The sequence below is a fragment of the Streptomyces sp. NPDC005141 genome (assembly GCF_053599975.1).
On sequence record NZ_JBSFYW010000024.1, the window covers coordinates 84,908 to 110,226 of the forward strand.

Annotated in this window: 22 protein-coding genes; 11 read left to right on the top strand and 11 right to left on the bottom strand. The window is 70.0% G+C overall.

Annotated features, from left to right (window positions below):
• The first annotated feature begins 215 nt into the window (after positions 1 to 215).
• The gene (locus ACWD68_RS20580; protein ID WP_451807850.1) at positions 216 to 758 is read left to right on the top strand and encodes a bacterial proteasome activator family protein; all 543 of its coding nucleotides are present in this window, start codon (positions 216 to 218) and stop codon (positions 756 to 758) included.
• Between the two features lie 142 nt (positions 759 to 900).
• Here ACWD68_RS20580 and ACWD68_RS20585 read toward each other — a convergent pair whose 3' ends face one another.
• Complete coding sequence (locus ACWD68_RS20585) at positions 901 to 2,520, bottom strand: protein kinase domain-containing protein (protein ID WP_451807851.1); 1,620 nt, start codon at positions 2,518 to 2,520, stop codon at positions 901 to 903.
• Between the two features lie 304 nt (positions 2,521 to 2,824).
• On the opposite strand from ACWD68_RS20585, the gene ACWD68_RS20590 reads away from it, so the two are divergent.
• Positions 2,825 to 4,384, top strand: a complete 1,560-nt coding sequence (locus ACWD68_RS20590; protein WP_451807852.1) for a protein kinase domain-containing protein — start codon at positions 2,825 to 2,827, stop codon at positions 4,382 to 4,384.
• 102 nt (positions 4,385 to 4,486) lie between these two features.
• Here ACWD68_RS20590 and ACWD68_RS20595 read toward each other — a convergent pair whose 3' ends face one another.
• On the bottom strand, positions 4,487 to 4,939 hold the full coding sequence (locus tag ACWD68_RS20595; RefSeq protein ID WP_451807853.1) for a pyridoxamine 5'-phosphate oxidase family protein: 453 nt from the start codon (positions 4,937 to 4,939) through the stop codon (positions 4,487 to 4,489).
• A 79-nt stretch (positions 4,940 to 5,018) separates the two neighbouring features.
• Complete coding sequence (locus tag ACWD68_RS20600) at positions 5,019 to 5,684, bottom strand: response regulator (protein ID WP_451807854.1); 666 nt, start codon at positions 5,682 to 5,684, stop codon at positions 5,019 to 5,021.
• 413 nt (positions 5,685 to 6,097) lie between these two features.
• Between ACWD68_RS20600 and pdhA the strand changes: the two genes are divergently transcribed.
• The 3 genes from pdhA to ACWD68_RS20615 are packed head-to-tail and all read left to right on the top strand — an operon-like array spanning position 6,098 to position 9,793.
• Positions 6,098 to 7,324 (top strand): pyruvate dehydrogenase (acetyl-transferring) E1 component subunit alpha, encoded by a 1,227-nt coding sequence (gene pdhA, locus ACWD68_RS20605; RefSeq protein WP_451807855.1) that lies wholly within the window; start codon positions 6,098 to 6,100, stop codon positions 7,322 to 7,324.
• A 2-nt stretch (positions 7,325 to 7,326) separates the two neighbouring features.
• Positions 7,327 to 8,307, top strand: a complete 981-nt coding sequence (locus tag ACWD68_RS20610) for an alpha-ketoacid dehydrogenase subunit beta (protein ID WP_451807856.1) — start codon at positions 7,327 to 7,329, stop codon at positions 8,305 to 8,307.
• Between the two features lie 10 nt (positions 8,308 to 8,317).
• Positions 8,318 to 9,793: a dihydrolipoamide acetyltransferase family protein gene (locus ACWD68_RS20615; protein WP_451807857.1), complete on the top strand. Its 1,476-nt coding sequence runs from the start codon at positions 8,318 to 8,320 to the stop codon at positions 9,791 to 9,793.
• A 92-nt stretch (positions 9,794 to 9,885) separates the two neighbouring features.
• Here the strand turns inward: ACWD68_RS20615 and ACWD68_RS20620 are convergent, their stop codons facing one another.
• The gene (locus ACWD68_RS20620) at positions 9,886 to 10,782 is read right to left on the bottom strand and encodes a D-alanyl-D-alanine carboxypeptidase family protein (protein WP_451807858.1); all 897 of its coding nucleotides are present in this window, start codon (positions 10,780 to 10,782) and stop codon (positions 9,886 to 9,888) included.
• A gap of 202 nt (positions 10,783 to 10,984) precedes the next feature.
• On the opposite strand from ACWD68_RS20620, the gene ACWD68_RS20625 reads away from it, so the two are divergent.
• Positions 10,985 to 11,659 (top strand): GntR family transcriptional regulator, encoded by a 675-nt coding sequence (locus tag ACWD68_RS20625; RefSeq protein WP_451807859.1) that lies wholly within the window; start codon positions 10,985 to 10,987, stop codon positions 11,657 to 11,659.
• A complete protein-coding gene (locus tag ACWD68_RS20630) occupies positions 11,656 to 12,954 on the top strand; it encodes an MFS transporter (protein WP_451807860.1) in 1,299 nt (432 codons plus the stop codon). The genes ACWD68_RS20625 and ACWD68_RS20630 overlap by 4 nt, the downstream gene beginning before the upstream one ends.
• A gap of 155 nt (positions 12,955 to 13,109) precedes the next feature.
• On the opposite strand, the gene ACWD68_RS20635 is transcribed toward ACWD68_RS20630, so the two are convergent.
• Entirely contained in the window at positions 13,110 to 13,934 is an 825-nt protein-coding gene (locus ACWD68_RS20635) for a maleylpyruvate isomerase family mycothiol-dependent enzyme (protein WP_266760708.1), read from the bottom strand.
• A 154-nt stretch (positions 13,935 to 14,088) separates the two neighbouring features.
• Between ACWD68_RS20635 and ACWD68_RS20640 the strand changes: the two genes are divergently transcribed.
• Positions 14,089 to 14,886 (top strand): carbon-nitrogen family hydrolase, encoded by a 798-nt coding sequence (locus ACWD68_RS20640; RefSeq protein ID WP_451807861.1) that lies wholly within the window; start codon positions 14,089 to 14,091, stop codon positions 14,884 to 14,886.
• A 119-nt stretch (positions 14,887 to 15,005) separates the two neighbouring features.
• On the opposite strand, the gene ACWD68_RS20645 is transcribed toward ACWD68_RS20640, so the two are convergent.
• Positions 15,006 to 15,500 carry an LURP-one-related/scramblase family protein gene (locus tag ACWD68_RS20645; RefSeq protein ID WP_451807862.1) on the bottom strand — a complete coding sequence of 165 codons (495 nt, stop codon included), beginning with the start codon at positions 15,498 to 15,500 and terminating at the stop codon, positions 15,006 to 15,008.
• On the bottom strand, positions 15,460 to 16,455 hold the full coding sequence (locus ACWD68_RS20650) for a helix-turn-helix domain-containing protein (protein WP_451807863.1): 996 nt from the start codon (positions 16,453 to 16,455) through the stop codon (positions 15,460 to 15,462). Before ACWD68_RS20650 ends, ACWD68_RS20645 begins: the two co-directional genes overlap by 41 nt.
• Before the next feature lie 249 nt (positions 16,456 to 16,704).
• Here ACWD68_RS20650 and ACWD68_RS20655 point away from each other — a divergent pair, with 249 nt between their 5' ends.
• Complete coding sequence (locus ACWD68_RS20655) at positions 16,705 to 17,115, top strand: cupin domain-containing protein (RefSeq protein WP_451807864.1); 411 nt, start codon at positions 16,705 to 16,707, stop codon at positions 17,113 to 17,115.
• 279 nt (positions 17,116 to 17,394) lie between these two features.
• The gene (locus ACWD68_RS20660; RefSeq protein ID WP_451807865.1) at positions 17,395 to 19,200 is read left to right on the top strand and encodes an NHL domain-containing thioredoxin family protein; all 1,806 of its coding nucleotides are present in this window, start codon (positions 17,395 to 17,397) and stop codon (positions 19,198 to 19,200) included.
• A gap of 6 nt (positions 19,201 to 19,206) precedes the next feature.
• Here ACWD68_RS20660 and ACWD68_RS20665 read toward each other — a convergent pair whose 3' ends face one another.
• From ACWD68_RS20665 to ACWD68_RS20680, 4 genes are all read right to left on the bottom strand, one after another.
• Positions 19,207 to 19,452 carry a DUF6458 family protein gene (locus ACWD68_RS20665; protein WP_451807876.1) on the bottom strand — a complete coding sequence of 82 codons (246 nt, stop codon included), beginning with the start codon at positions 19,450 to 19,452 and terminating at the stop codon, positions 19,207 to 19,209.
• Between the two features lie 102 nt (positions 19,453 to 19,554).
• Positions 19,555 to 21,192 carry a hypothetical protein gene (locus ACWD68_RS20670; RefSeq protein ID WP_451807866.1) on the bottom strand — a complete coding sequence of 546 codons (1,638 nt, stop codon included), beginning with the start codon at positions 21,190 to 21,192 and terminating at the stop codon, positions 19,555 to 19,557.
• 133 nt (positions 21,193 to 21,325) lie between these two features.
• The gene (locus ACWD68_RS20675) at positions 21,326 to 22,621 is read right to left on the bottom strand and encodes a M18 family aminopeptidase (RefSeq protein ID WP_451807867.1); all 1,296 of its coding nucleotides are present in this window, start codon (positions 22,619 to 22,621) and stop codon (positions 21,326 to 21,328) included.
• 150 nt (positions 22,622 to 22,771) lie between these two features.
• On the bottom strand, positions 22,772 to 24,598 hold the full coding sequence (locus ACWD68_RS20680; RefSeq protein WP_451807868.1) for an acyl-CoA dehydrogenase: 1,827 nt from the start codon (positions 24,596 to 24,598) through the stop codon (positions 22,772 to 22,774).
• Between the two features lie 143 nt (positions 24,599 to 24,741).
• Between ACWD68_RS20680 and ACWD68_RS20685 the strand changes: the two genes are divergently transcribed.
• Positions 24,742 to 25,233: an SseB family protein gene (locus tag ACWD68_RS20685; RefSeq protein WP_266760725.1), complete on the top strand. Its 492-nt coding sequence runs from the start codon at positions 24,742 to 24,744 to the stop codon at positions 25,231 to 25,233.
• Positions 25,234 to 25,319: the final 86 nt, after the last annotated feature.

Below are 25,319 nucleotides of genomic sequence, written 5' to 3' on the forward strand. Positions count from 1 at the left end.
TCCCGGTGCGTTCGCCAAGACGGGTGCCGTGATCGACGGAACAAGCCTCACATGACGTCGTGATCCCGGCATCTCGACAGAAAGTGACTCCGTCCGCGGACCTCGGAGGCCGTCGAATCACCCTCGGATCGCGAAGTGTGCCGTCGTACCTGGTGGATCACCGTGTACGGGGGGCACCACCGTGATGGAGTGCAGGGGTGCGAGAGAATGGCGGCATGGAGATGCCGAGGAACGAACGGTCGCCGGAGAACCCACAGATCCTGGTTGTCGGCCAGGACGGAATGGCTCTCGGTGGCACCGGGAACGAGGACTCCCGCGAGGTCCCGGTGACGGAGATGGTGGAACAGCCCGCCAAGGTGATGCGCATCGGCAGCATGATCAAGCAGCTGCTGGAGGAGGTGCGCGCCGCACCTCTGGACGAGGCCAGCCGGGTCCGGCTCAAGGAGATCCACGCGAGTTCCGTGAAGGAGCTCGAGGACGGTCTGGCCCCCGAGCTCGTGGAGGAGCTGGAGCGCCTCTCCTTGCCCTTCACGGACGAGGGGACCCCCAGCGACGCGGAACTGCGTATCGCGCAGGCACAGCTGGTGGGCTGGCTCGAGGGACTCTTCCACGGGATCCAGACGACTCTGTTCGCCCAGCAGATGGCGGCCAGGGCACAGCTGGAACAGATGCGCCGCGCCCTTCCGCCGGGCGTCGGCGGCCTGGAGGGCGACGAGGACCCCCGTACGGGAGGCCGTTCCGGCGGACCGTACCTGTAACCACGCAGGTCACCGAGCCACCCCGTCACCCAGCGACTCAAGGTCACCCCGACCGAAACGGGCCCGGCACCGAAGTGCCGGGCCCGTTCCCGAATCCGCTGCCGAGCGTGCCCGGACCGTGCCGATGATGCTCAGGGACGCTTCAGGAGGGGTCGCCCGAGGACACCTTGAGCTCGATCTCGGGCATGTTCTTCGGGTCGACGTCCGTTCCCGCCGAGGGGAACTGGTCCATGATCGTGTCCTCGCCGTACGTGTTCTCGTCCACGGGCGTGACCTTCATCTGCCAACCGGCGGCCTGGAAGCAGGACTTCACCGAGGTGAGGTTCTTGTAGTGGAAGTCCGGGACCTGGATCTTGTCCGGGTCGTCGTACGACTCCGTCGGGTCCGTGCACTTGTCGGTGTCGATCGTCTTCGACGTGTCCGGGCCCTTGTGCCCCTCCACGACGGTGGGCGACTTGCTGGCGTCGCCGCCGCCCTTGTTGTCGTCGTCGCCTCCGCCGCTCATGCTGAGCGCCGTGACCAGGCCGCCGATCGCGATGAGCGCGACGACGATCGCGCCGATGACGACCCCCTTGTTGCTCTTGCCGCCGGAGCCGCCCGACACGGGCGTGGTGGACTGGGGCGTGAGGTTGTAGGGCGGCGGGGTCGACGTGCCGTGCTGCGGGGAGTACGCGGAGGTCTGCGGCGGAGTCTGGTAGCCGTTCTGCGGCGGATAGCCGTACGCGGGGGCGGGGGTCGGCGCGCCGTACGGGCCCGGCTGGTACGGCGTCTGCACGGGGCCGGGTGCCGGAGTGCCCTGGTCGACCGGCGGGAAGACGGCGGAGCCGACGCCCGAGCCGCTCGGCGTCTGGGCGCCCGGCACGATGCTCGGCGCGGCCGCCTGGAACGACTGGGCGACCCGCAGGCACTCGTCCCGCATGATCTCGGCGCTCGGGAAACGCTCGTTCGGGTTCTTCTTCAGCGCGCGGGCGATGAGCGCGTCCACCGCCGGGGGCAGCGATCGGTTGACCGAGGAGGATGCGACGGGCTCCTCCTGGACATGCGCGTAGGCGATGGCGAGCGGGGAGTCCGCCTCGAACGGCAGCCGCCCGGTGACCAGCTGGAACAGCATGATGCCGACCGAGTACAGGTCGGACCTGGCGTCGACGCCCCGGCCGAGAGCCTGCTCCGGGGAGAGGTACTGCGGGGTGCCGACGACCATGCCGGTCTGCGTCATGGAGGTGACGCCGGACTGCATGGCGCGGGCGATGCCGAAGTCCATGACCTTGACGACGTTGCGCTTCGTCATCATCACGTTGCCCGGCTTGATGTCCCGGTGGACCAGACCCATCTCGTGGCTGATCTCCAGGGCCGCGAGCACGTCCGCGGTGATCTTCAGGGCCTTGTCGGCGGGCATCGCGCCGTACTGCTGGATGTCCGCGTCGAGGACCGAGCCGAGCGGCTTGCCCTCGATGTACTCCATGACGATGTACGGCGTCGTCATGCCGTCGAGGTCGTCCTCGCCGGTGTCGAACACCGAGACGATGTTCGTGTGGGTGAGCTTGGCGACCGACTGGGCCTCGCGGCGGAAGCGCTCGCGGAAGGCCTGCTCGCGGCCGAGTTCGGTGTGCAGCGTCTTGATCGCGACCTGCCGGTCGAGCACCGAGTCGTAGGCGAGATGCACCGAGGCCATGCCGCCCTCGCCGAGCAGATCGCGCAGCTGGTAGCGGCCGCCGGCGACCGCACGCCCCGCGTACCGGCCCTGTGCGCCGTCCTGGCTCATCTTCTGCGTCCCCCGCGGCCTTGGTGATCGATTGGCTTATTCCGGGCCAAGTCTGCCCGAGGGCACTGACACGTCAAGCTCGGTGCCCGATCCGTGACCGTCTGCGAAAGAAGCGTCGCGGAAGCGTTACAGGTGGCGTACGACCGGTACACGGAATTTGCACGCACGGACCGGTGACGGTTTGATGGCCGGTCCATCTCACGTTCATCCCGGACCGGCGCCCTGCGCGGAGCCTGTAGCGTGGCCCGACGGAGACCGTAACAACCACCGCGCAGACCGCGGGCAGAAACGACGGCGAGGACTGATGGCACAGCAGCAGCGCGCTCAGGGCCCGTCCGACCCCGAGGCGACTGGCGGCGGTATGTCAGATGCGCCGGAGATGTGGGGTAACGGCGGACTGGTCGGCGACGGCCGGTATCGGCTGACCCGCAGACTCGGCCGGGGCGGCATGGCCGAGGTGTTCGCCGCCGAGGACGTGCGCCTGGGGCGGACCGTGGCGGTCAAGCTGCTCCGTTCCGACCTGGCCGAGGACCCCGTGTCCAAGGCCCGCTTCACGCGCGAGGCACAGTCGGTCGCGGGGCTCAACCACCACGCGGTCGTCGCCGTGTACGACTCCGGCGAGGACGTGGTCGGCCACGGCGTCGTCCCGTACATCGTGATGGAGATCGTCGAGGGTCACACGATCCGCGATCTGCTGATCAACGCCGAGGCCCCCGGGCCCGAGCAGGCGCTGATCATCGTCTCCGGTGTCCTGGAGGCGCTCGCCTACTCGCACCAGCACGGCATCGTGCACCGCGACATCAAGCCGGCGAACGTGATCATCACGGAGACCGGCGCCGTCAAGGTGATGGACTTCGGCATCGCGCGCGCCCTGCACGGCGCGCAGTCGACGATGACCCAGACCGGCATGGTCATGGGCACGCCGCAGTACCTCTCCCCGGAGCAGGCGCTCGGCAAGGCCGTCGACCACCGCTCCGACCTGTACGCGACCGGCTGTCTGCTCTACGAACTTCTCGCGCTGCGGCCCCCGTTCACCGGCGAGACTCCGCTGTCGGTGGTCTACCAGCACGTCCAGGACATCCCGGTGCCCCCGTCCGAGGTCTCGGACGGGGCGCCGCCGGAGCTCGACGGGCTCGTCATGCGCGCCCTCGCGAAGGACCCGGACGACCGGTTCCAGACCGCGGAGGAGATGCGCGGCCTCGTCCAGTACGCGTTGCAGATGCTGTACGACCACGGCAGCCACACCGGCACCTGGAACACCGGCCCGGTCACCCTGCACGAGGGGCTGCACACCCCGGCGTCCGGATTCGCCGGCACGACGGCGCTGCCTCACCCCGGTGACTCCGGAACGACGCAGATCCCGGCGCCGCTCATCCCGCCCTATCGGGGCGGCGGTGACGACGGCGGCTTCGAGGGGCACGGCAACAGGGGCGGCGGCCGCGGCAAGCTGTGGCTCCTCGCGGTCTTCGCCGTGATCGCGATCGCGGCGGGTGTCGCGCTGGCGCTCAACAACACCGGCGGCGACGGGGGCACGGGGACCGGCACCACGCAGTCGCCGGCCAGCACGCACTCCGACAAGGGCGACGACTCCAGCAAGGCGCCCAGCGACGACTCGACGGACCAGTCCACGCAAGACACCTCGGACGACTCGACCAACACCGGCGACAACTCGGACTACCCCCCGTCGTACGAGCCGTCCCGGAGCGCCACCAGCCAGCCGCCGTCGTACGAGCCGAGCGACAAGCCGACGAAGACGGCGCCCACCACGGCGGACCCGACGGACGAGTCGCCCCCTCCGACGGAGGAGCCGACGCCGAGCGACCCGGTGGGCACGGGCACCCCGGACGCCGGCGGCGAGGACTGACGTTCCGCCGGCATCCGAACGGATCCGGCCCGGCACACCCCCCACGCGCGCGTGCGGCCCACCACGGGCTTCACGCGCGCGTGGCGTTGGGTGTCCCGTGTGTCACCGGGTGGGCTGGAGCCCGAGTCCCGGACCGCCGTCCGTCGAGTGAACGCTGGAGAACTGGGGGGCGATGCCGAGATAGACCGGCTCGAACGGCTTGCCGTCCACGAACCGCGGCGCGGGACCGAAGAGCTCCAGTTCGGCGGCGGTCGGCTCGACGGGCTCGCACTGGCCCACGACCTGCGCGGTCCACAGGCTCTCGCCCTGCCGCGCGGAACCCAGGTTGTCGGTGCCGTACGCGACGACGCTGCCGGCGCACGCGCGGTGGTATCCGCAGCCGCGGGGCATGCGCAGCAGGATGCGGCCCTCCACCACGATGTGGCGGGCGAGGCCGAGGAAGGGCAGCGCGCGCATGCTGGTGGCCACCCGGCCGTAGTCGGCGCGGCCGATGAGTTCCACGGCAAGTTCTTCTTCGGCGGGCCGCTCGGTCGTCGAGCGTTCGTCGATGGGCATACCGCCCAATCTCCGGCACCGGCCGGAGAGGAAAAAGAGGCACCCGCCCCTCGAAGAGGGGTCAAAAGTCCCGATTCGTTCAGTGGCGCTGCTGTTCCGCCTGGATACGGGCCACATAGGCCGCCGCCTGCGACCGGCGCTGCATTCCCAGTTTGGACAGCAGGCTCGACACGTAATTCTTGATCGTTTTCTCGGCGAGGTGCAATCGCTCTCCGATGACCCGATTGGTGAGCCCCTCGCCGATCAGGTCGAGGATCTTGCGTTCCTGATCGGTGAGGCGGGCGAGCCTGTCGTCGCTCTTGGCGCCGCCCCCGTCCCGGAGCCGCTCCAGGACGCGGGCGGTGGCCACCGGGTCGAGCAGGGACTTTCCGGCCGCCACGTCCCGTACGGCCGCGAGCAACTCGGTGCCGCGGATGTCCTTGAGGACATAGCCCGACGCGCCCGCCATGATCGCGTCGAAGAGGGCCTCGTCGTCGGCGTACGAGGTCAGCATCAAGCACTTGATGGTGTCGTCCGCGGAGCGGATCTCGCGGCAGACCTCCACCCCGCTGCCGTCCGGGAGGCGCACGTCCAGGACGGCCACGTCCGGGCGGGTGGCCGGGATCCGGACCAGTGCGTCGGCCGCCGTGCCCGCCTCGCCGACCACTTCGATGTCGTCCTCGAACGAGAGAAGTTCGTGGACTCCGCGGCGGACGACTTCGTGGTCATCGAGGAGGAATACGGTGATTTTCCCGTTTTCACGCACGCTGTCAGTGTCACACACGATCATGGGCATTGCCCCAAGTGAACTCTTCCCGTGCCCGGGGTGCCCGGGATAACGTGCCGGTGTTCCGGCCCCCTGCAAGGCTGTTACCAGTGCTGTGACCAGCGACTGTTCCCGACCTGCTCGATCTAGTAGGAAATCCAACTTTCGAAGTACTTGGATCTCCTATCAAAATCGCAGGTCAGGAGGGGTTTCACAGAAATGTGAAGCACTGGGTAACGTGACTGTTGCAGGGCGCTCGCCGGGGCACCTGTCACGCCTGTTCCCGGCCGAGTGGCACCCACCCCGTGCACGGGTGCCGGAACAGGCGAGCCGCTCCCCCGAGCTCAAACAGTGAGCGAGGGGGACCCCAGCCTTCCGGCAACCCCGGGGGCCGGACCGACGGAGGAGCACACGTGACCGTGGAGAGCACTGCCGCGCGCAAGCCGCGACGCAGCGCCGGTACGAAGAGCGCGGCGAGCGCCAGTACGACCGGTACCAAGAGCGCCGCGAGCAAGCGCACCGCGCCCGCCAGGAAGTCGCCCGGGGCGACGGGCGCCGAGCCGGAGCTCATTCAGCTGCTGACCCCGGAAGGCAAGCGGGTCAAGGACGCCACGTACGACCCGTACGTCGCCGACATCACCCCCGAGGAGCTGCGCGGCCTGTACCGGGACATGGTCCTGAGCCGCCGCTTCGACGCGGAGGCCACCTCCCTGCAGCGCCAGGGCGAGCTGGGCCTGTGGGCCTCGATGCTCGGCCAGGAGGCCGCGCAGATCGGTTCCGGCCGCGCCACCCGCGACGACGACTACGTCTTCCCGACCTACCGCGAGCACGGCGTCGCGTGGTGCCGCGGTGTCGACCCGACCAACCTGCTCGGCATGTTCCGGGGTGTGAACAACGGCGGCTGGGACCCGAACAGCAACAACTTCCACCTGTACACGATCGTCATCGGCTCGCAGACCCTGCACGCCACCGGCTATGCCATGGGCATCGCCAAGGACGGTGCCGACTCTGCCGTGATCGCGTACTTCGGGGACGGCGCCTCCAGCCAGGGCGACGTCCTGGAGGCCTTCAACTTCGGGGCGGTCTACAACGCTCCCGTGGTGTTCTTCTGCCAGAACAACCAGTGGGCGATCTCCGAGCCGACCGAGCGCCAGATGCGCGTGCCGCTGTACCAGCGCGCGCAGGGCTTCGGCTTCCCCGGCGTGCGCGTGGACGGCAACGACGTGCTCGCCAGCCTCGCGGTGACCCGCTGGGCGCTGGAGCGGGCCCGTTCGGGTGAAGGCCCCACCCTCGTCGAGGCGTACACCTACCGCATGGGCGCGCACACCACCTCCGACGACCCGACCAAGTACCGGGCCGACGAGGAGCGCGAGGCATGGGAGGCGAAGGACCCGATCCTGCGCCTGCGCGCGTACCTCGAGACGTCGAACCACGCGGACGAGGCATTCTTCGCGGAACTCGAGACCGAGAGCGAAGCGTTGGGCAAGCGAGTACGCGAAGCCGTACGGGCCATGCCGGACCCGGACCACATGGCCATCTTCGAGAACGTGTACGCGGACGGGCACGCGCTCGTCGACGAGGAGCGCGCCCAGTTCGCCGCCTACCAGGCGTCGTTCGCGGACGCAGGGGAGGGCAAGTAGCCATGGCGACGGAAAAGATGGCGCTGGCCAAGGCGATCAACGAATCGCTGCGCACGGCCCTCGACGCCGACCCCAAGGTCCTCATCATGGGCGAGGACGTCGGCAAGCTCGGCGGTGTCTTCCGGGTCACCGACGGTCTCCAGAAGGACTTCGGCGAGGAGCGGGTCATCGACACCCCGCTCGCCGAGTCCGGCATCGTCGGCACCGCGATCGGCCTGGCCCTGCGCGGCTACCGCCCGGTCGTGGAGATCCAGTTCGACGGATTCGTCTTCCCGGCGTACGACCAGATCGTCACCCAGCTCGCGAAGATGCACGCGCGGGCCCTGGGCAAGATCAAGCTCCCCGTCGTCATCCGCATCCCGTACGGCGGCGGCATCGGTGCCGTCGAGCACCACTCGGAGTCACCCGAGGCGCTCTTCGCGCACGTGGCGGGCCTGAAGGTGGTCTCCCCGTCGAACGCCGGCGACGCCTACTGGATGATGCAGCAGGCCATCCAGAGCGACGACCCGGTGATCTTCTTCGAGCCCAAGCGCCGCTACTGGGACAAGGCCGAGGTCAACACGGACGCCATCCCCGGCCCGCTGCACAAGGCACGGGTGGCGCGCGAGGGAAGCGACCTCACCCTGGTCGCGTACGGCCCGATGGTGAAGGTCTGCCTGGAGGCCGCCGCGGCCGCCCAGGAGGAGGGCAAGTCGATCGAGGTCCTGGACCTGCGCTCGATGTCCCCCATCGACTTCGACTCCATCCAGGTCTCGGTCGAGAAGACCCGCCGCCTGGTCGTGGTGCACGAGGCCCCGGTGTTCCTCGGGACGGGCGCGGAGATCGCGGCCCGTATCACCGAGCGGTGCTTCTACCACCTGGAAGCGCCTGTCCTGCGGGTCGGCGGCTATCACGCCCCGTACCCGCCGGCCCGCCTGGAGGAGGAGTACCTTCCGGGCCTGGACCGGGTGCTCGACGCCGTCGACCGCTCGCTGGCGTACTGAGGAGAGAGTCGTGACGACGATGACTGAGAACGCGTCGGGACTCCGCGAGTTCAAGATGCCCGATGTGGGCGAGGGACTCACCGAGGCGGAGATCCTCAAGTGGTACGTCCAGCCCGGTGACACCGTCACCGACGGCCAGGTCGTCTGCGAGGTCGAGACCGCCAAGGCCGCGGTCGAACTGCCGATCCCGTTCGACGGTGTGGTGGCCGAGCTCCACTTCCCCGAGGGCACGACGGTGGACGTCGGCCAGGTGATCATCGCGGTGGACGTGCTGGGTGGCGCGGCGCCCGCGCAGGCGGCCCCGGCCGCCGAGCAGGCACCCGCCGTCCCCGCGGTTCCCGCCGCGTCCGCCGCTCCCGTGGCGGAGGCGGCCCCCGCGGAGGAGGCCAAGCCCGAGGGCCGCAAGCCGGTCCTCGTCGGGTACGGCGTGGCGGAGTCCTCCACCAAGCGCCGCCCCCGCAAGGGCGCCGAGGTCCCGGCCCAGCAGAGCGAGACGCTCTACGCGGCCACCGCGATCCAGGGCGAGCTCAACGGCCACGGGCACGCCGTCCAGCAGCGGCCCCTCGCCAAGCCCCCGGTCCGCAAGCTCGCCAAGGACCTCGGGGTCGACCTGGCGACGGTCACCCCGTCGGGCCCGGACGGCATCATCACGCGGGAGGACGTGCACGCGGCGGCGGCCCCGGCACAGGCACCCGCTCCCCTCGCGGCCCCGGCCGAGGCCCCGCAGGCCCCGGCTCTCGTCCAGCAGCCGCAGGCTCCGGCCCCGGCAGTGTCGTACGACGGCGCGCGCGAGACCCGGATCCCGGTCAAGGGCGTCCGCAAGGCGATCGCCACCGCCATGGTCGGCTCGGCGTTCACCGCCCCGCACGTCACCGAGTTCGTGACCCTCGACGTGACGCGCACCATGCGTCTGGTCGAGGAGCTCAAGCAGGACAAGGACATGCAGGGGCTGCGGGTCAATCCGCTGCTGCTCATCGCCAAGGCCCTGCTGGTCGCGATCAAGCGCAACCCCGCCGTCAACGCGTCCTGGGACGAGGCCAACCAGGAGATCGTCCAGAAGCACTATGTGAACCTGGGCATCGCCGCCGCCACCCCGCGCGGCCTGATCGTGCCGAACATCAAGGACGCCCACACCAAGACCCTGCCGCAGCTGGCCGAGTCGCTGGGCGAACTGGTGGCCACGGCCCGCGAGGGCAAGACCTCGCCGGCCGCGATGCAGGGCGGCACGGTGACGATCACCAACGTCGGCGTCTTCGGCGTCGACACCGGCACGCCGATCCTCAACCCCGGCGAGTCCGCGATCCTCGCGGTCGGTGCGATCAAGCTCCAGCCCTGGGTCCACAAGGGCAAGGTCAAGCCCCGTCAGGTCACCACGCTGGCGCTCTCCTTCGACCACCGCCTGGTCGACGGCGAACTCGGCTCGAAGGTGCTCGCCGACACCGCCGCCGTCCTGGAGCAGCCCAAGCGGCTGATCACCTGGGCGTGAGCCGGTCGGCCGGAGAGATCTGAGTCCGGCCCGGAACGCGAAAGGGGCCTGCCGCGCGATGCGCGGCAGGCCCCTTTTCCCGTCTGTGCGCCTTACCTGGCGAAGCCGTAGTTCAGCAGCTTCTTGGCGTCCGACTCACGGGCCGGGATGGACGTCGAGGCGAGGACCGTCCCGATGATCGTCTTGCCGTTGCGGGTGGCGGCGAAGACGAGGCAGTACTTCGCCTCGGGGCCGGAGCCGGTCTTCACGCCGATGGTGCCGCTGTAGCTGCTGAGCAGCCCGTTCGTGTTGGTCCAGGCCGCCATGGTGCGCGTGGTGCCCACCTTCGTCACGGTCTTCGCCGTGTACGACTTGGTCTTGACGACCGTCTTGAACGTGGAGCTCTTCATCGCGCTGCTGGCGATCTTCGTCAGGTCGCGCGGCGTCGAGTAGTTCGAGCCACTGCCGATGCCGTCGAACGAGTCGAAGTGCGTGTTCGTCAGGTGCAGGCTCGTCGCGGCGGAATTCATCTTGCCGATGAACGACTTCACGCGGGCGGCGCGCGTCGTGCCCGAGCCGAACTTGTCGGCGAGCGCGTACGCGGCGTCGCAGCCGGACGGCAGCATCAGCCCGTAGAGAAGCTGACGGACGGTCACCTTGTCGCCGACGATCAGGTGGGCCGAGGAAGCGGTGTTGGCGACGATGTAGTCGCTGTACGCCTTCTGGATGGTGACCTTGGCGTCCAGGTTCAGGTTCGGCTGTGCGAGCACGACCTTGGCGGTCATGATCTTCGTGGTGGAGCCGGTGGAAAGCCGGGTGTCCGCCTTCTTGGTGTAGAGGGACGTGCCGGTCCCGTTGTTCATCACATAGCCGCCCTTGGCGGCGATGGTGGGCGTGGCAACCGCGCCCGCGGGCGCGGCGCCGAAGCCTCCGGCGGCCAGCACGGCGCCGGTCGTGAGGGTCACAGCGGCGGCCCTGCGGAAACGCGTGCCCTTAATGCCGGTAATCAAAATGAACGCTCCGTATGCGCGAAATGCCCCTGGGAGAACGACACATGGGAGTGCCGTCTCACGTACGGACTCGCGGGGCGCGCAAAGGGATGTACGGCGAAGGGGTGGAATTTATGTGACGTGGGTTACATCGAGGGGAGGGTGGGGTCCGCATGCTGAAATGACTCAGGGCATGGGTACGTGTTGTATCTATGATGTGCGCATGCCCTCAGCCCCGCCCGCGCCGGTGCGACCTCCCGTGAAGCAGCCGCCCGCCGCCGACCGCGTCTACGCACACGTCAAGCAGGGTGTCCTGGAACGCCGTTACGAAGGCGGGACCCTCCTCACCGAGGGCGAACTCGCCGACGCGGTGGGGGTGTCGCGCACCCCGGTCCGTGAGGCGCTGCTCCGCCTCGAGGCCGAAGGACTCATCAGGCTCTACCCGAAGAAGGGCGCGCTCGTCCTGCCGGTCTCCGCACAGGAGATCGCGGACGTGGTCGAGACCCGCCAGCTCGTCGAGGAACACGCCGCGCGCAAGGCCGTACCGGCCTCGCCGCAGCTCATAGCCCGCCTCGAAGAACTGCTGGCCCGGCAGAAGGAGCAGGCCGCCGCCGGAGATCTGGCCGCCGCCGCCGTCACCGACCGCTGCTTCCACGCCGAGATCGTCCGCAGCGGCGGCAACGAGATCCTCTCCCGGCTCTACGACCAGCTCCGCGACCGGCAGTTGAGGATGGGGGTCGCCGTGATGCACGCGCACCCCGACCGGATCACCAAGACGCTCGTCGAGCACGAGCAGATCCTCCAGGCGCTGCGCTCCGGCGACGCCGACGCGGTCGTCGATCTCATCCACGGACACGTCAGCTGGTTCTCCAACCTGGCACGGGGCGAGGTCCGATGAGCTCCTCGGTCACACTGCCCGGCGACCCGCCCGGCGGCCGGCGCGCGATCGCCGTCTGGGGCATCGGCGTCTCCGTCTACTTCGTCGCGGTCATCTTCCGTACGTCATTGGGGGTGGCCGGGCTCGACGCGGCGGACCGTTTCCACGTCGGCGCCTCCGCCCTGTCCACGTTCTCCATCCTCCAACTCCTCGTCTACGCGGGCATGCAGATACCGGTCGGGCTGCTGGTCGACCGGCTCGGCACCAAGAGGGTGCTGACCATCGGCGTGGTGCTGTTCACGGCGGGGCAACTGGGCTTCGCGTTCTCCTCGTCGTACGGCATGGCGCTCACCTCGCGCGGCCTGCTGGGCTGCGGTGACGCGATGACGTTCATCAGTGTGCTGCGGCTCGGCACACGCTGGTTCCCCGCCCGGCGCGGGCCGCTCGTCGCGCAACTCGCCGGTCTGGTCGGCATGGCGGGCAACCTCGTCTCGACGCTCGTGATCGCACGGCTGCTGCACGGAGTGGGCTGGACCATGGCGTTCGCCGGAAGCGCGGCCGCCGGTGTGGTCGTCCTCGTCCTCCTGCTGCTGTTCCTGAAGGACCACCCCGAGGGACACGAACCGGAGCCGTTCCCGCACCGGGGCGCCGCGTACGTCCGGCGGCAGATCTCCGCGTCCTGGCGGGAACCCGGCACCCGGCTCGGGCTGTGGGTGCACTTCACCACGCAGTTCCCGGCGATGGTGTTCCTGCTGCTGTGGGGGCTGCCGTTCCTCGTCCAGGCGCAGGGGCTTTCGCGGGCCACGGCCGGTGAACTGCTGACGCTCGTCGTCCTGTCCAACATGGTCGTCGGACTGGTGTACGGGCAGATCGTCGCCCGGCACCACACGGCACGGCTGCCGCTGGCGCTGGGCACGGTCGCGGCGACGGCGGTCGTGTGGGCCGGAGTGCTGGTGTATCCCGGCGAGCACGCGCCGATGTGGGTGCTGGTCGTGCTGTGCACCGTGCTCGGGGCCTGCGGACCGGCCTCGATGCTCGGCTTCGACTTCGCACGGCCGGCGAATCCGCCGGAGCGTCAGGGAACCGCGTCCGGGATCACCAACATGGGTGGTTTCGTCGCCTCGATGACGACGCTGCTGGCCATCGGTGTGCTGCTCGACGCCACCGACGACAACTACCGGGTCGCCTTCTCCGCCGTGTTCGTGCTCCAGGCGGTCGGGCTGAGCCAGATCTTCCGGCTGCGGAAGCAGGCGGCCCGCCGTGAGCGGGAGCGGCTGGTGGCCAGCCGGGTGGAGACGGTGCACGTGCCGGCTTAGCCGCCGCAGGCCATGTCGGCCCTCCGCGCCTGCGCGTCCCGACCTGGGCCGACGCGGGCGACGGGAGAGGCGCGGACGGTGGAGGAAGCTCGGACGGCGGGGGCGCGGACGGCGGGGCGAGAAACGCCCCGCCCGTCCCGCTCCGCTCCGCCCCGTTACGGCGTGACGGTGAAGTTGCGCAGGATCGCCGCCGTCAGCTCCGGGTCGCCCTCGGTCTTGATGCGGTCGGACACGGCATCGGCGTGGACGCGGCCACAGGCGAGCCGGACGAAGGTCTCCCAGTCGAGGGAGAGGCTCGCGGCGGGACCGAGGGACGGCGCACCGTCTATCGAGCCGCGCCCGTCCGCGTCGATGCGCACGGTACGAAGGAACTCGACGGGGCCGTGCACGTCGAAGACGACCGCCGAGTTCGCCGGCGCCCCGGCGTCCTTGGCGACGACCTTCGGCAGGGCGGCCAGCAGGTCGTCCCGGACGATCTGCGAACCGGGGGAGTCGAGGTTCCCCGGCCGGCCCAGGGTGACCCGCAGGTCCTGCTCGTGCACCCATACGTCGAACGCACGGTTGCGCATCGCCTGCTCGAGGGTCACCTCGGTGCCGAGGGGGCCGCGCACCTTGGCGTCGGGCTGCCGCGACTCGTTCCGCAGCTGCCTGTTGCGACGGATGACCGTGTACTCCAGCTCGGAGGTCATCTCCGGCGCCGTGTGGTGGCGGCGCACGTCGACCTGCATCTCCATGTAGCGCTGGTGCTCGTTCGTCACGTGGTAGAGGTCGCGGGGGAGCGTGTGGATCGGCCGGGGGTCGCCGAGCATCTCGCAGTCCAGCCCGATGACATGGGAGACGATGTCGCGGACCGACCAGCCGGGACACGGAGTCCGCCGGTTCCACTCGCCCTCCACAAGCGGCTGCACCAGCTCGGATATCGCTTCGATCGAGTGGGCCCAGGCGTCGGCGTAGGACTGAAGACTCGGATGCAGACTCACGGAACGGGACCCCTCGGGCGGTTGGACGCGGGCAGTGCACAGGCAGCGGGTGTCTTGGGACGCTAAGTTACGCTGCTGTGAGGCACCCCGGCAGTGCTTTCGTGTGACGATCGTAGGCCCGTATCGACGGCTCGAATGCCAGGACGGTGGTAGTGTGCGCGCCTCGCTCCTCCAGATCGACGTAAACGACAACGAATCGGTCGCCGCCCGCAGACGCCGTGTCGCGGATCTGGTACGGGATCAAGCCGGAGTCGATCTCGTGGTGCTCCCCGAGCTCTGGACCACGGGTGCTTTCGCCTACGAGGAGTTCGGAGCCCAGGCCGAACCGCTCGAGGGCCCGACCCACGAGGCGATGGCCAAGGCGGCGAGCGACGCGGGCGTGTGGCTGCACGCGGGCTCGATTCCCGAGCGGGCCGCGTCCGAGGCCCCCCTCTACAACACCTCCCTCGTCTACTCCCCCGCCGGTGAACTCGTCGCCGCCTACCGGAAGATCCACCGCTTCGGCTTCGACAAGGGCGAGGCCGTGCTGATGGGCGCGGGCACGGAACTGGTGACGGTGCGGCTGCCGGAGACCGTCCTCGGCGTGGCCACCTGCTACGACCTGCGGTTCCCCGAGCTCTTCCGCGGGCTCGTCGACGCGGGGGCGCAGACCTTCGTCGTCCCGGCCGGCTGGCCCGAACGGCGCCGCTCCCACTGGACCCTGTTCGCGCAGGCACGCGCCGTGGAGAACCAGGCGTACGTCCTCGCCTGCGGAACGGCCGGTACGCACGCGGGAGTTCCCCAGGCCGGTCACTCGATCGTGGTCGACCCGTGGGGGGAGGTCCTCGCCGAGGCGGGCTCGGACGAGGAGATCCTCACGGTGGACTTCGACCCGGCGAAGGTCGCGGCGACGAGGGAACAGTTCCCGGCCCTGAAGGACCGGCTGCTGGGCCTGGAGACTCCCCGCCGCTGACCGTCGCCCGCCCGTCGCGCGCTCCCGGTCCCCGCTCCTCGCACCCTCCCGGGCGGGGACCCGCACGCGCTCCCGCCGCCGGCCGCACCCGCCGGTCCCCTTTCGGTCCCGTCCCTCTCTCAGTCGTCCCCCCGCTCCTTCTCCGCCAGATGGATCACGCACACCGCCACCGCGATCAGCAGTGCCGGATCGGCGTCCTCCCGTACGACGTCGACTCCGTAGGTGTCGCGGATGTGGAGCCGGCGGCGGGAGATCCGGGCGAGGAGCTCGTTGTCGTAGTCGACGGCGAACTCGCGGTCGAAGACCTTGCCGCTGACATCGAGTTCGGTGCCGTCGACCAGGGAGACGCGGTAGTGGTTGCGGAGCAGGGACAGACGCTTGCGCTTGATGGTCGCGAGCGGGTCGCCGTCCCGCTCGATGATCATCGTGTCGCGCAACGCGAGCATCTTCTGGTGGATGTCGATGAGGACGCGCCCCCCGGTGTCCTTCAGCTCGAAGGTGTCCCGCAGTCGCATGGCCTTGCCGTCGACGAGGAAGACCTTGTCGCCGTGGTCGTCCTCGATCCAGTAGTCGTCACCGAAGCCGAGCAGCCGGTCTCGTACGAGGTATCTCATGCGTCACCGGTTCCCCGGCGGGCGGTCCGAAACGCCGCCGGTAGGCCGACGGGCTGAGTCCGGTCGCCCGGCGCACCCGCTCGCGCAGGTTCGCGGCGGTCCCGAGTCCGCTGCGGTCCGCCACCACGTCGAGCCGGATCTCGCCGCGCTCGATGAGCCGGCAGGCCAGGGCGACACGTTCCGCGGTCAGCCACGCCAGCGGCGTGGTGCCGAGCTGGGCGCGGAAGCGGCGGTGCAGCGTCGCCGGGCTGACCGCGGCGCGCGCCGCCAGGCCGCCGACCGTCAGCGGCTCACCGAGCCGCTCCTGCGCCCAGGCCAGCAGGGGTGCCAGCGACTCGTCGGGCACGTCGGGCAGCGGCCGTTCCACGAACTGGCGCTGGCCCCCGTCGCGGTGCGCGGCGAAGACCAGCCGGCGGGACACCGCGTTGGCGATCTCCGCGCCGTGGTCGCGCCGTACGAGGTGCAGCCCGAGATCGAGGGCGGCGGCACTGCCCGCCGCGGTCAGCACGTCCCCCTCGTCCACGAAGAGCACGTCCGGATCCAGCAGCACCTTCGGGTGCAGCTCCCGGAAGGCGTCCGTCCAGCGCCAGTGGGTGGTGGCCCGCCGCCCGTCGAGCAGCCCCGCCTCGGCCAGTGCGAAGGTCCCGGTGCAGAAGCTCAGCACGCGGGCCCCTCGCGCGTGGCCGCGCCGGATGGCGTCCAGGACGACGGGCCGGCGCGGTACGACGTTGTCGGGCCGGCCGGGGACGACGACGGTGTCGGCGTCGTCCACCGCGTCGAGGCCGGGCACTCCGCTCAGGGTGAAGAACCCGTGGTTCATCCGGACGCCGGGCGTGGGCGCGCACAGGGTCAGCTCGTACAGCGGCTCCGCTCGTCCCAGTTCGGGCCGCGGAAGCCCGAACAGCTCCGTCGCGACACCGACTTCGAAGGGATTCGTGCCCTCGTCGACGATCACGGCGACGCGATGTGGCCGGACCGGCGGCGGTTCCCCCCGCCCGGGCGCGGTGCGGGCCTCCCGAGCGGGCCCGGTGCCGGGCTCCCGAGCGGGCACGGCGCTGCGAGGTTCGCGAGCGGGCACGGCGCCGGGCTCCCGAGCGGGCACGGCGGTGCGAGGTTCGCGAGCGGGCGGAGCGTGCGAGGATCCTTGCGGCATACGCGATTTCTAGCACTCGCGGGCGTTCCGCGCGGAGCCGAGGATGAGCGCATGACCAGCGACTCCGCCCGCCGCGGCGAACCCGTCTCCCTCTCCGCCGCCCTCGCCTCCTTCACCGACCTGTGGAGCCCCCGGATCGTCACCGCCGTCAACGACTACGACGTGCGGGTCGCGAAGGTCGAGGGCGAGCACGTCTGGCACGTGCACGATCACACGGACGAGTTCTTCCTGGTCCTGGAGGGCGAGCTGACCATCGCGCTCCGGGAACCGGCCGGCGAGCGGACCGTCGTCCTCCCCAAGGGCTCCGTCTACACGGTCCCGCGCGGAACCGAGCACAAGCCGTACGCCCCCGGCGGCGCCGCGATCCTCCTCTTCGAGCCCACCGGCACCCTCACCGTCGGCGACCGCCACGACGAGGTACCGACCCACGTGGACGCGACCACCGGACACGCCCTGGGCTGACGACCGGCAGCGACGGCTACGGCAGCGCGCAGGGCACGGCGGCCACCCCGCGGTCGACCTGGTCCAGGGCACCGGCGGTGTTCCCGGCGGCACCGCCGCGGTCAGCTTCACCGCGGGAACGCTCGCACGTCCCGCCCCCACGACCGGCCTGGCCTTCGGCTCGGTGCTCGATTACCGGCGGACGGCACGGGCGACGCCCTCGGGACATCCGGGGGCGTTCGTCGTTCACCCGCACCGACGGTCAGCAGCCGGTTCCGGCGGCCGTGCGACCCTGGACGGATGAGCAAACGTGTGCGTGTCCGCGCCCCTGAGCTGGTCGGCAAGGGCGGCTGGATCAACACCGGCGGGGAGAACCTCACCCTGGCGGACCTCCGAGGTCGCCTGGTCGTGCTGGATTTCTGGACCTTCTGCTGCATCAACTGCCTGCACGTCCTGGACGAGCTGCGGGAGCTGGAGGAGAAGCACCGGGACACCGTGGTGATCGTCGGGGTGCATTCGCCGAAGTTCGTGCATGAGGCGGAGCACCAGGCGGTCGTCGACGCGGTGGAGCGCTACGGGGTGGAGCATCCGGTGCTCGACGACGCGGAGCTCGCGACCTGGAAGCAGTACGCCGTACGGGCCTGGCCGACGCTCGTGGTGATCGACCCCGAGGGGTACGTCGTCGCGCAGCACGCTGGTGAGGGGCATGCCCACGCCATCGAGCGGCTGGTGGAGGAGCTGGAGGCCGAGCACGCGGCGAAGGGGACCCTGCGGCGCGGCGACGGCCCGTACGTGGCGCCCGAGCCCGAGCCGACCGTGCTGCGCTTCCCGGGCAAGGCGCTCGCCCTGCCGAGCGGGGATCTGCTGGTCAGCGACACGACCCGGCATCAGCTGGTGGAGCTGGCGGAGGACGGCGAGACGGTCGTACGGCGCATCGGGTCCGGTGTCCGGGGACTGGTGGACGGCACCGGCGAGGCGGCGGGGTTCAGTGAGCCCCAGGGGCTCGCCCTGCTCGACGCGAACACGGTCGTCGTCGCGGACACCGTGAACCACGCCCTGCGCCGGGTCGATCTCGCGACCGGCGCGGTGAGCACCCTCGCGGGCACCGGCCGCCAGTGGTGGCGGGGTTCGCCGACGTCCGGACCCGCGCGCGAGGTCGATCTGTCCTCGCCGTGGGACGTGGCTCTCTTCGGCGGGAAGGTGTGGATCGCCATGGCCGGTGTGCACCAGCTGTGGGCGTACGACCCGGCGACGGAGACGGTCGCGGTCGCCGCGGGCACGACGAACGAGGGGCTGGTCGACGGGCCGGGACCCGAGGCCTGGTTCGCGCAGCCGTCGGGGCTCGCCGCCACCGAGGACCGGCTCTGGCTGGCCGACTCCGAGACCTCCGCACTGCGCTGGGTCGACCCGGACGGGAGCGTGCACACCGCCGTCGGCACCGGGCTGTTCGACTTCGGGCACCGCGACGGGCCCGCCGGAGAGGCGCTGCTCCAGCATCCGTTGGGTGTCACCGCGCTGCCGGACGGGTCGGTCGCGGTCAGCGACACGTACAACCACGCGCTGCGCCGGTTCGACCCGGCGACGGGCGAAGTGACCACGCTGGCCACGGATCTGCGGGAGCCGAGCGACGCCGTGCTCGTCGGGGACGACATCGTGGTGGTGGAGTCCGCCCGCCACCGGCTGACCCGGCTGCGGCTGCCCGAGGAGGCCGTGCGCGTGGATTCGGTCGCCCACCGTACTCGGCGCGAGGCCACCGAAGTCGCCCCGGGAGCCGTCCGGTTGGACGTCATCTTCCAGGCGCCGGCCGGGCAGAAGCTGGACACGCGGTACGGCCCATCGACCCGGCTGCTCGTCTCCGCGACTCCGACCGGGCTGCTTCTCGCCGGCGGGGGCGCGGGCACGGATCTCGCGCGGACCGTCGAGCTGGACCCGGCCGTCACGGAGGGGGTGCTGCATGTGTCCGCGATGGCCGCGTCCTGCGACGACGATCCCGCCAACAGGTACCCGGCCTGCCATGTCCACCAGCAGGACTGGGGGGTGCCGGTCCGCCTCACCGAAGGCGGTGCGGACCGGCTGCCCCTGGTCCTCGCGGGCATGGACGACTGAGCCGGCTCAGACGCCGTATCCGTCGGAGTAGCCGTTCCGCTGGTGCCGGTCCTCCTCGACGACGGTCGCCGTCGGCGGTACGACCACCCGCCGGCGGCGGGCGACGCTGCCGAAGGTCGCCACACCGATCAGTCCGGCGATCATGAGGATCACGCCGACGACGTGGAGGTTGACCCCCTGCATGTCCCAGTCGGTCGCGAACGTGAGAATCGCCCCTGCGGCGAGCAGGATGATGCATCCGCCCAGGCCCATGGGTGTCGCCTCCTTGAAGTAGCAACTCGGAGTCATTCCGGGCCCGTTCCGGGTACCCGGGACTCCGCGAGCCATGCGGAGGCGATCCCTCACGGCCTTGCGTCACCTCACGTCGACGTAGTCCTCGCGTCCGGAGCTCACCAGGTGGGTGCTGTTCGGGTAGAGCAGCACGGCGACCCACGTGCCGTCCTTCTGCGCCGTGAATCCCTTGCTGAAGGAGCCGTTGGTGCGGGTGGTGGTGTTGCCCTCGTCGTACCAGGTGCTGGAGCCCTTGGGGCGGAAGAGGATCTTCACCTTCTGGCCGGAGTACGCCTTCCACGCCGACGACGTGTAGTGCTGCAGGGTGCCCTTGACGGTGATGGTCCGGCCCTTGGTGACGGGCTCGGGCGACGCGTTCGCGCCGGTGATGCGGGTCTTGGTGCGTTCGGCGTGGAGCACCTTGCCGTACGACGCCTGCCAGTTGGCGGTTCCGGCGAAGTAGGCCCGGTAGTAGCCCTTCGCGGGTGCGTCGAACGTGCCCTTGAACAGGCTGCCCGTCTCCGGGTCGCCATGGCTCGGGGTGACCGTCTTCACCGTCGTCCAGCCGGTCTTCCCGTCGGCCGAGTACTGCAGCCGTACGTGGTTGTCCGCGTCGCCGGGGGTGCTCGACCCGGTGTGCAGGTACCCCCTGGCGGTCAGTTCGGCGTACTTGTTCAGGCTGACGGTGAAGTCGCTGATCGACGTCTTGCGGGCGACGTGGACGGTGACATACCGCTCCGGGCTCGTGTTGAGGTAGGTGCCGCTCTGGACCGAGACGTCCACCTTCCCCGTCTGCGGCATCTTCAGCTCGCCGGTGAAGCGGCCGTCGGCGCCGGTGACCGGCCGGCTCGCGGCCGCGCCCATGTCGCTCGACCACATCTCGGTCACCGTCGTACCGGCGAGGGGCTTCCAGGCGCCGCCGACGAGCACTTCGGCGAGGCCGGAGACCTTCACCGGCACGCCCTCCTTGACGCTCAGGTCGGTGCTGTCGAGGGTGATACGGGTGTCGGACCGCACGGGTGAGACCGTGACGTTCGGTCCGTTCTGGTACATCGGTACCGAAGGCGACAACCGCAGCCAGCTGCTGACGCTGCCGTAGGCCTCCGTCTGCGTGTACGTCGTGGCGAAGCGCCCCTCGGCGTCGGTGTCCGCGGTCTTGGTCTCGCCCGAGTTGGCGGTGCTGACGTCGACCTGGCCGTCGGCGGGCGTCGTGTCACCCGTACGGGGGTCGGTGATCGTGTACTTGCCGGAGACGGACACCCGCTGGTGGGCGTAGTCGGGGTGGTCGGGCGTGACCTCGAAGTCGCTCAGGGCCGCCGTGAGGCTGTAGGAGTAGTCGTAGACGCTCCGCGTGGTCGACGTGTCCCCGTCCGCGTCGGTCAGGTCGACCACGAGGCGGTAGCCGCCCAGGTCGGCGAGGCGCAGGGGTGTGGCGGTCTTCCAGATGCCGTCGCGGTCGCTTCCCGAGGTCCGGGTGAAGTCGGTGACGCGGGCGGCCTCGGCGGCCCCTTCCGCGGCGCCGGGGGCGTACAGGTGCGCGGTGATCGAGGTGATCGCGCTGTCGGACCCCGCGCTGACCACGACGAGTCCGCTCGACGGGAGGTCGCCGCTGCCGGCGGACCACAGCACGGGTGCCGCCGCGGCGTGCGCCGCCGGGACGGGCCCGAGCAGGAGCCCGGCCGCGACCGAGGCGCAGCCGAGCACCAGGGATTGTCTTCTCACATGCCTGTTCACAGATGGTCCCCCCACGAGACTCAAGATCGGCCCGTATCGTACGACGACCGGATCGGTCTTGAACAGGTTCAAAACAAGCGTTTTCTGTCCCGTTGGGTAGCGGTGGGAGGACTTCTGGGGGCTATCCCTCCAAAAACCCGACAAGCGCGTTCGTCAGCAGGAACGGGTCGTCGGCGCCGCAGAGTTCGCGGGCGCTGTGCATCGAGAGGATGGCCACGCCGATGTCGACCGTCTTGATGCCGTGCCGGGCCGCCGTGATGGGGCCGATGGTGGTGCCGCAGGGCATGGAGTTGTTGGAGACGAAGGTCTGGAAGGGCACGCCGGCCTTCTCGCAGGCGGCGGCGAACACCGCGCGGCCCGAACCGTCGGTGGCATAGCGGTTGTTGACGTTCACCTTGAGGATGGGGCCGCCGTTGGCGCGCGGGTGGTGCGTCGGGTCGTGCCGCTCGGCGTAGTTGGGGTGCACGGCGTGGCCGGTGTCGGAGGAGAGACAGATGGTGCCGGCGAAGGCGCGCGCCCGGTCCTCGTAGGAGCCGCCGCGCGCGAAGACGGATCGTTCCAGCACACCGCCGAGCAGCGGTCCGTCGGCGCCGGTGTCGCTCTGCGAGCCGTTCTCCTCGTGGTCGAAGGCGGCGAGGACCGGGATGGAGGAGAGCCCGGCGTCGGACGCGGCGACCGCGGCCAGCGCGGCCGTGCCGGCGTGCACGGACAGCAGGTTGTCCATCCGCGGCCCCGCGAGCAGCTCCTGGTCGCGGCCCAGGTAGGAGGGGCGCTCGATGGAGTGGGTCATCAGGTCCCAGCCGGTGACCTCGCCCGTGGGCAGCCCTGACTCCTCCTCCAGGAAGGTGATCAGATCGCCTTCGCGGGGATCACCGAGTCCCCAGATGGGCTGGAGGTGACGCTGCTTGTCGAGCTTGAGTCCGTCGGTGCTGACGGAGCGGTCCAGGTGGACGGCGAGCTGGGGCACGCGCAGCAGGGCGCGGTCGATGTTGACCAGGCGGGTCGATCCGTCCCGCAGCGAGAGGCGTCCGGCCAGGCCCAGGTCCCGGTCGAGCCAGGAGTTCAGCAGCGGACCGCCGTAGATCTCCACGGCCACCTGCCGCCAGCCGTGCGCCCCGGTGTCCGGCAGCGGCTTGACCCGCAGGTTCGGGGAGTCGGTGTGCGCGCCCACGATCCGGAACGGCGTGTGCGGCTCGGCGCCCTCCGGTACGTACCAGGCGACGATCGCACCACCGCGCAGGACGTACTTCCCGCCGCTGGTCCCCTCCCATGCGTCGGTCTCGGCGACCTGACGGAATCCGGCCTTCTCCAGCCGCTCGGCGGCGGTCGCCACGGCGTGGTACGGCGTCGGGCTCGCCGCGAGGAAGGACATGAGGTCGTCGGTGTGGCCGCGGTCGAAGCGGGAGGGTGCACTCATGGGTTCACCTTAACGACGCACGAGGGCCCGCTCCCGGGGTTGGGAGCGGGCCTTCGTAAGGGGGATGTGAAGGGCGGACACCTTGGGGCACCTGACCGGATGGCCAGGTTCCGGTTGGGTGTCCGCCCGACTTCGCTGGGCCCGGGGGACCTAGAAGGCGGCCTCGTCCAGCTCCATCAGGTCCAGGTCGACGACCTCGGCGAGCTTGCGGGCGCCCGTGACACCCGGCAGCACGTTGGCGGCGAAGAACTTCGCGGCCGCGATCTTGCCGGTGTAGAACGCCTTGTCCCGGGCGGCGGCCGTCTCCAGCTTCTCGGCGGCGACGGCGGCACCGCGCAGCAGCAGGTAGCCGACGACCACGTCACCGGAGGCCATCAGGAGGCGGGTGGTGTTGAGACCCACCTTGTAGATGTTCTTGACGTCCTGCTCGGTGGCCGCGAGGTCGGTCAGCATCAGGCCGACGATGGCCTCCAGCTCGACGGCCGCCTTCGCGAGCTGCTCACGGGCGTCGGACAGGTCCTCGCCGCCGGTGCCGATCGCCAGGAACTTCTTGATGTCCTCGGCGAGGGAGTTCAGCGCGGCGCCCTGGTTGCGGACGATCTTCCGGAAGAAGAAGTCCTGGCCCTGGATGGCGGTGGTGCCCTCGTACAGGGTGTCGATCTTGGCGTCGCGGATGTACTGCTCGATCGGGTACTCCTGCAGGAAGCCGGAGCCGCCGAAGATCTGGAGCGACTGGGCGAGCTGCTCGTAGCCCCTCTCGGAGCCGTAGCCCTTCACGATCGGCAGGAGCAGGTCGTTCAGGGCCTCGAGGGCGGCGGCGTCCTCGCCGGCGGCCTCCTTGACCTGGATCTCGTCCTGGATCGCGGCGGTGTGCAGCACCAGGGCGCGCATGCCCTCGGCGTAGGCCTTCTGCGTCATCAGCGAGCGGCGCACGTCCGGGTGGTGCGTGATGGTGACCTTGGGCGCGGTCTTGTCCATGAAGTTCGCGAGGTCGGTGCCCTGGACGCGCTCCTTGGCGTACTCCAGCGCGTTCAGGTAGCCCGTCGACAGCGTGGAGATCGCCTTCGTGCCGACCATCATGCGGGCGAACTCGATGATGCGGAACATCTGGCGGATGCCGTCGTGCTTGTCGCCGATCAGCCAGCCCTTGGCGGGGTGGCGGTCGCCGAAGGTCATCTCGCACGTGTTGGAGGCCTTGAGGCCCATCTTGTGCTCGACGTTCGTCGCGTACGCGCCGTTGCGCTCGCCCAGCTCGCCGGTCTCGAAGTCGAACTCGTACTTCGGGACGAGGAAGAGGGACAGGCCCTTGGTGCCGGGGCCGGCGCCCTCGGGGCGGGCGAGGACGTAGTGGAGGATGTTCTCCTCCATGTCGTGCTCACCCGAGGTGATGAAGCGCTTCACACCCTCGATGTGCCAGGAGCCGTCCTCCTGCTGGACCGCCTTGGTGCGGCCCGCGCCCACGTCGGAGCCGGCGTCCGGCTCGGTGAGCACCATGGTGGAGCCCCACTGCTTGTCCACGGCGATCTTCGCGATGTGCTTCTGGACCTCGGTGCCCTCCTCGAAGAGGATGCCCGCGAAGGCGGGGCCGGAGGAGTACATCCAGACCGCCGGGTTCGCGCCGAGGATCAGCTCCGCGTACGCCCAGATCAGGGAGCGGGGCGAGGTGGAGCCGCCGATCTCCTCGGGCAGGCCCAGACGCCAGTACTCGGAGTCCATGAACGCCTTGTACGACTTCTTGAAGGAAGCCGGGACCGGCGCGGTGTTGGTCTCCGGGTCGAAGACCGGCGGGTTGCGGTCGGCGTCCACGAAGGACTCGGCCAGCTCGTTCTCCGAGAGGCGGGTCAGTTCCTCGAGGATGCTCTTGGCGGTGTCCGTGTCCATCTCCGCGAACGGGCCGGTGCCGTACAGCTTGTCGCGCCCGAGCACCTCGAAGAGGTTGAACTCGATGTCGCGGAGATTCGACTTGTAATGCCCCATGGCGACGGCTCCGTTAAGGGATCGGCGAGGCGATGACTCCTCGCACTTGGTTCACGTACCAACAAGTAGCTTCGATAATGCTACCCGCCAGTAATAAGAAGCAACCCCGAGTGGGCCATATGTGGCCCACTACTCTTTGACGCATGTACGGCTACGAGCAGAACGCAGGCGCCCAGCAGGGGTACGTCCCGCCGCAGCAGCAGATGCCCGGGCAGATGCCGGGCGGGCAGATGCCCGGCGGATACGGCCAGCAGCCGCCCCTGTACCCCGAGCCGTCCCCGCCGTCCCTTCCGGACGCGGTCCGCGCGTTCACCACGGGGTCCATGGCCGCCGAGGACTTCCAGCAGGTCTTCGCCACGTCGAAGGTGTACTGCCCACGCGGCGACAACCCCGGTTTTCTGGCGCTGCACAACACTCAGCAGCCTGTCATCCCGATGTTCACCTCGCTCAAGGAACTGCGCCGGTACGCCGGCAAGGAGTCCAAGTACTTCGTGATCACCGGCGCCGAGGTGATCGACCTGCTGCCCACCGGCTACGGCTTCGTGATCGACATGGAGGGCGAGCACCGGATGGTCTTCGACGCCAAGGCCGTGGAGCAGATGGTGGACTTCGCGATGCGCCGTATGTACGGCTGACGGCCAGGCGCGGGCGCGGCCGATGCCCCGCCGTCCGCGCGGCCGAGGTGCCTCAGCGGCGCCTCACCCACGCGTGACGCCCGGAG

Coding starts and splice junctions, on each gene's coding strand:
- ACWD68_RS20580 (WP_451807850.1), top strand. CDS start 216: ATGGAGATGCCGAGGAACGAACGGTCGCCGGAGAACCCACAGATCCTG.
- ACWD68_RS20585 (WP_451807851.1), bottom strand. CDS start 2,520: ATGAGCCAGGACGGCGCACAGGGCCGGTACGCGGGGCGTGCGGTCGCC.
- ACWD68_RS20590 (WP_451807852.1), top strand. CDS start 2,825: ATGGCACAGCAGCAGCGCGCTCAGGGCCCGTCCGACCCCGAGGCGACT.
- ACWD68_RS20595 (WP_451807853.1), bottom strand. CDS start 4,939: ATGCCCATCGACGAACGCTCGACGACCGAGCGGCCCGCCGAAGAAGAA.
- ACWD68_RS20610 (WP_451807856.1), top strand. CDS start 7,327: ATGGCGACGGAAAAGATGGCGCTGGCCAAGGCGATCAACGAATCGCTG.
- ACWD68_RS20625 (WP_451807859.1), top strand. CDS start 10,985: ATGCCCTCAGCCCCGCCCGCGCCGGTGCGACCTCCCGTGAAGCAGCCG.
- ACWD68_RS20630 (WP_451807860.1), top strand. CDS start 11,656: ATGAGCTCCTCGGTCACACTGCCCGGCGACCCGCCCGGCGGCCGGCGC.
- ACWD68_RS20645 (WP_451807862.1), bottom strand. CDS start 15,500: ATGAGATACCTCGTACGAGACCGGCTGCTCGGCTTCGGTGACGACTAC.
- ACWD68_RS20655 (WP_451807864.1), top strand. CDS start 16,705: ATGACCAGCGACTCCGCCCGCCGCGGCGAACCCGTCTCCCTCTCCGCC.
- ACWD68_RS20660 (WP_451807865.1), top strand. CDS start 17,395: ATGAGCAAACGTGTGCGTGTCCGCGCCCCTGAGCTGGTCGGCAAGGGC.
- ACWD68_RS20665 (WP_451807876.1), bottom strand. CDS start 19,452: ATGGGCCTGGGCGGATGCATCATCCTGCTCGCCGCAGGGGCGATTCTC.
- ACWD68_RS20675 (WP_451807867.1), bottom strand. CDS start 22,621: ATGAGTGCACCCTCCCGCTTCGACCGCGGCCACACCGACGACCTCATG.
- ACWD68_RS20680 (WP_451807868.1), bottom strand. CDS start 24,598: ATGGGGCATTACAAGTCGAATCTCCGCGACATCGAGTTCAACCTCTTC.
- ACWD68_RS20685 (WP_266760725.1), top strand. CDS start 24,742: ATGTACGGCTACGAGCAGAACGCAGGCGCCCAGCAGGGGTACGTCCCG.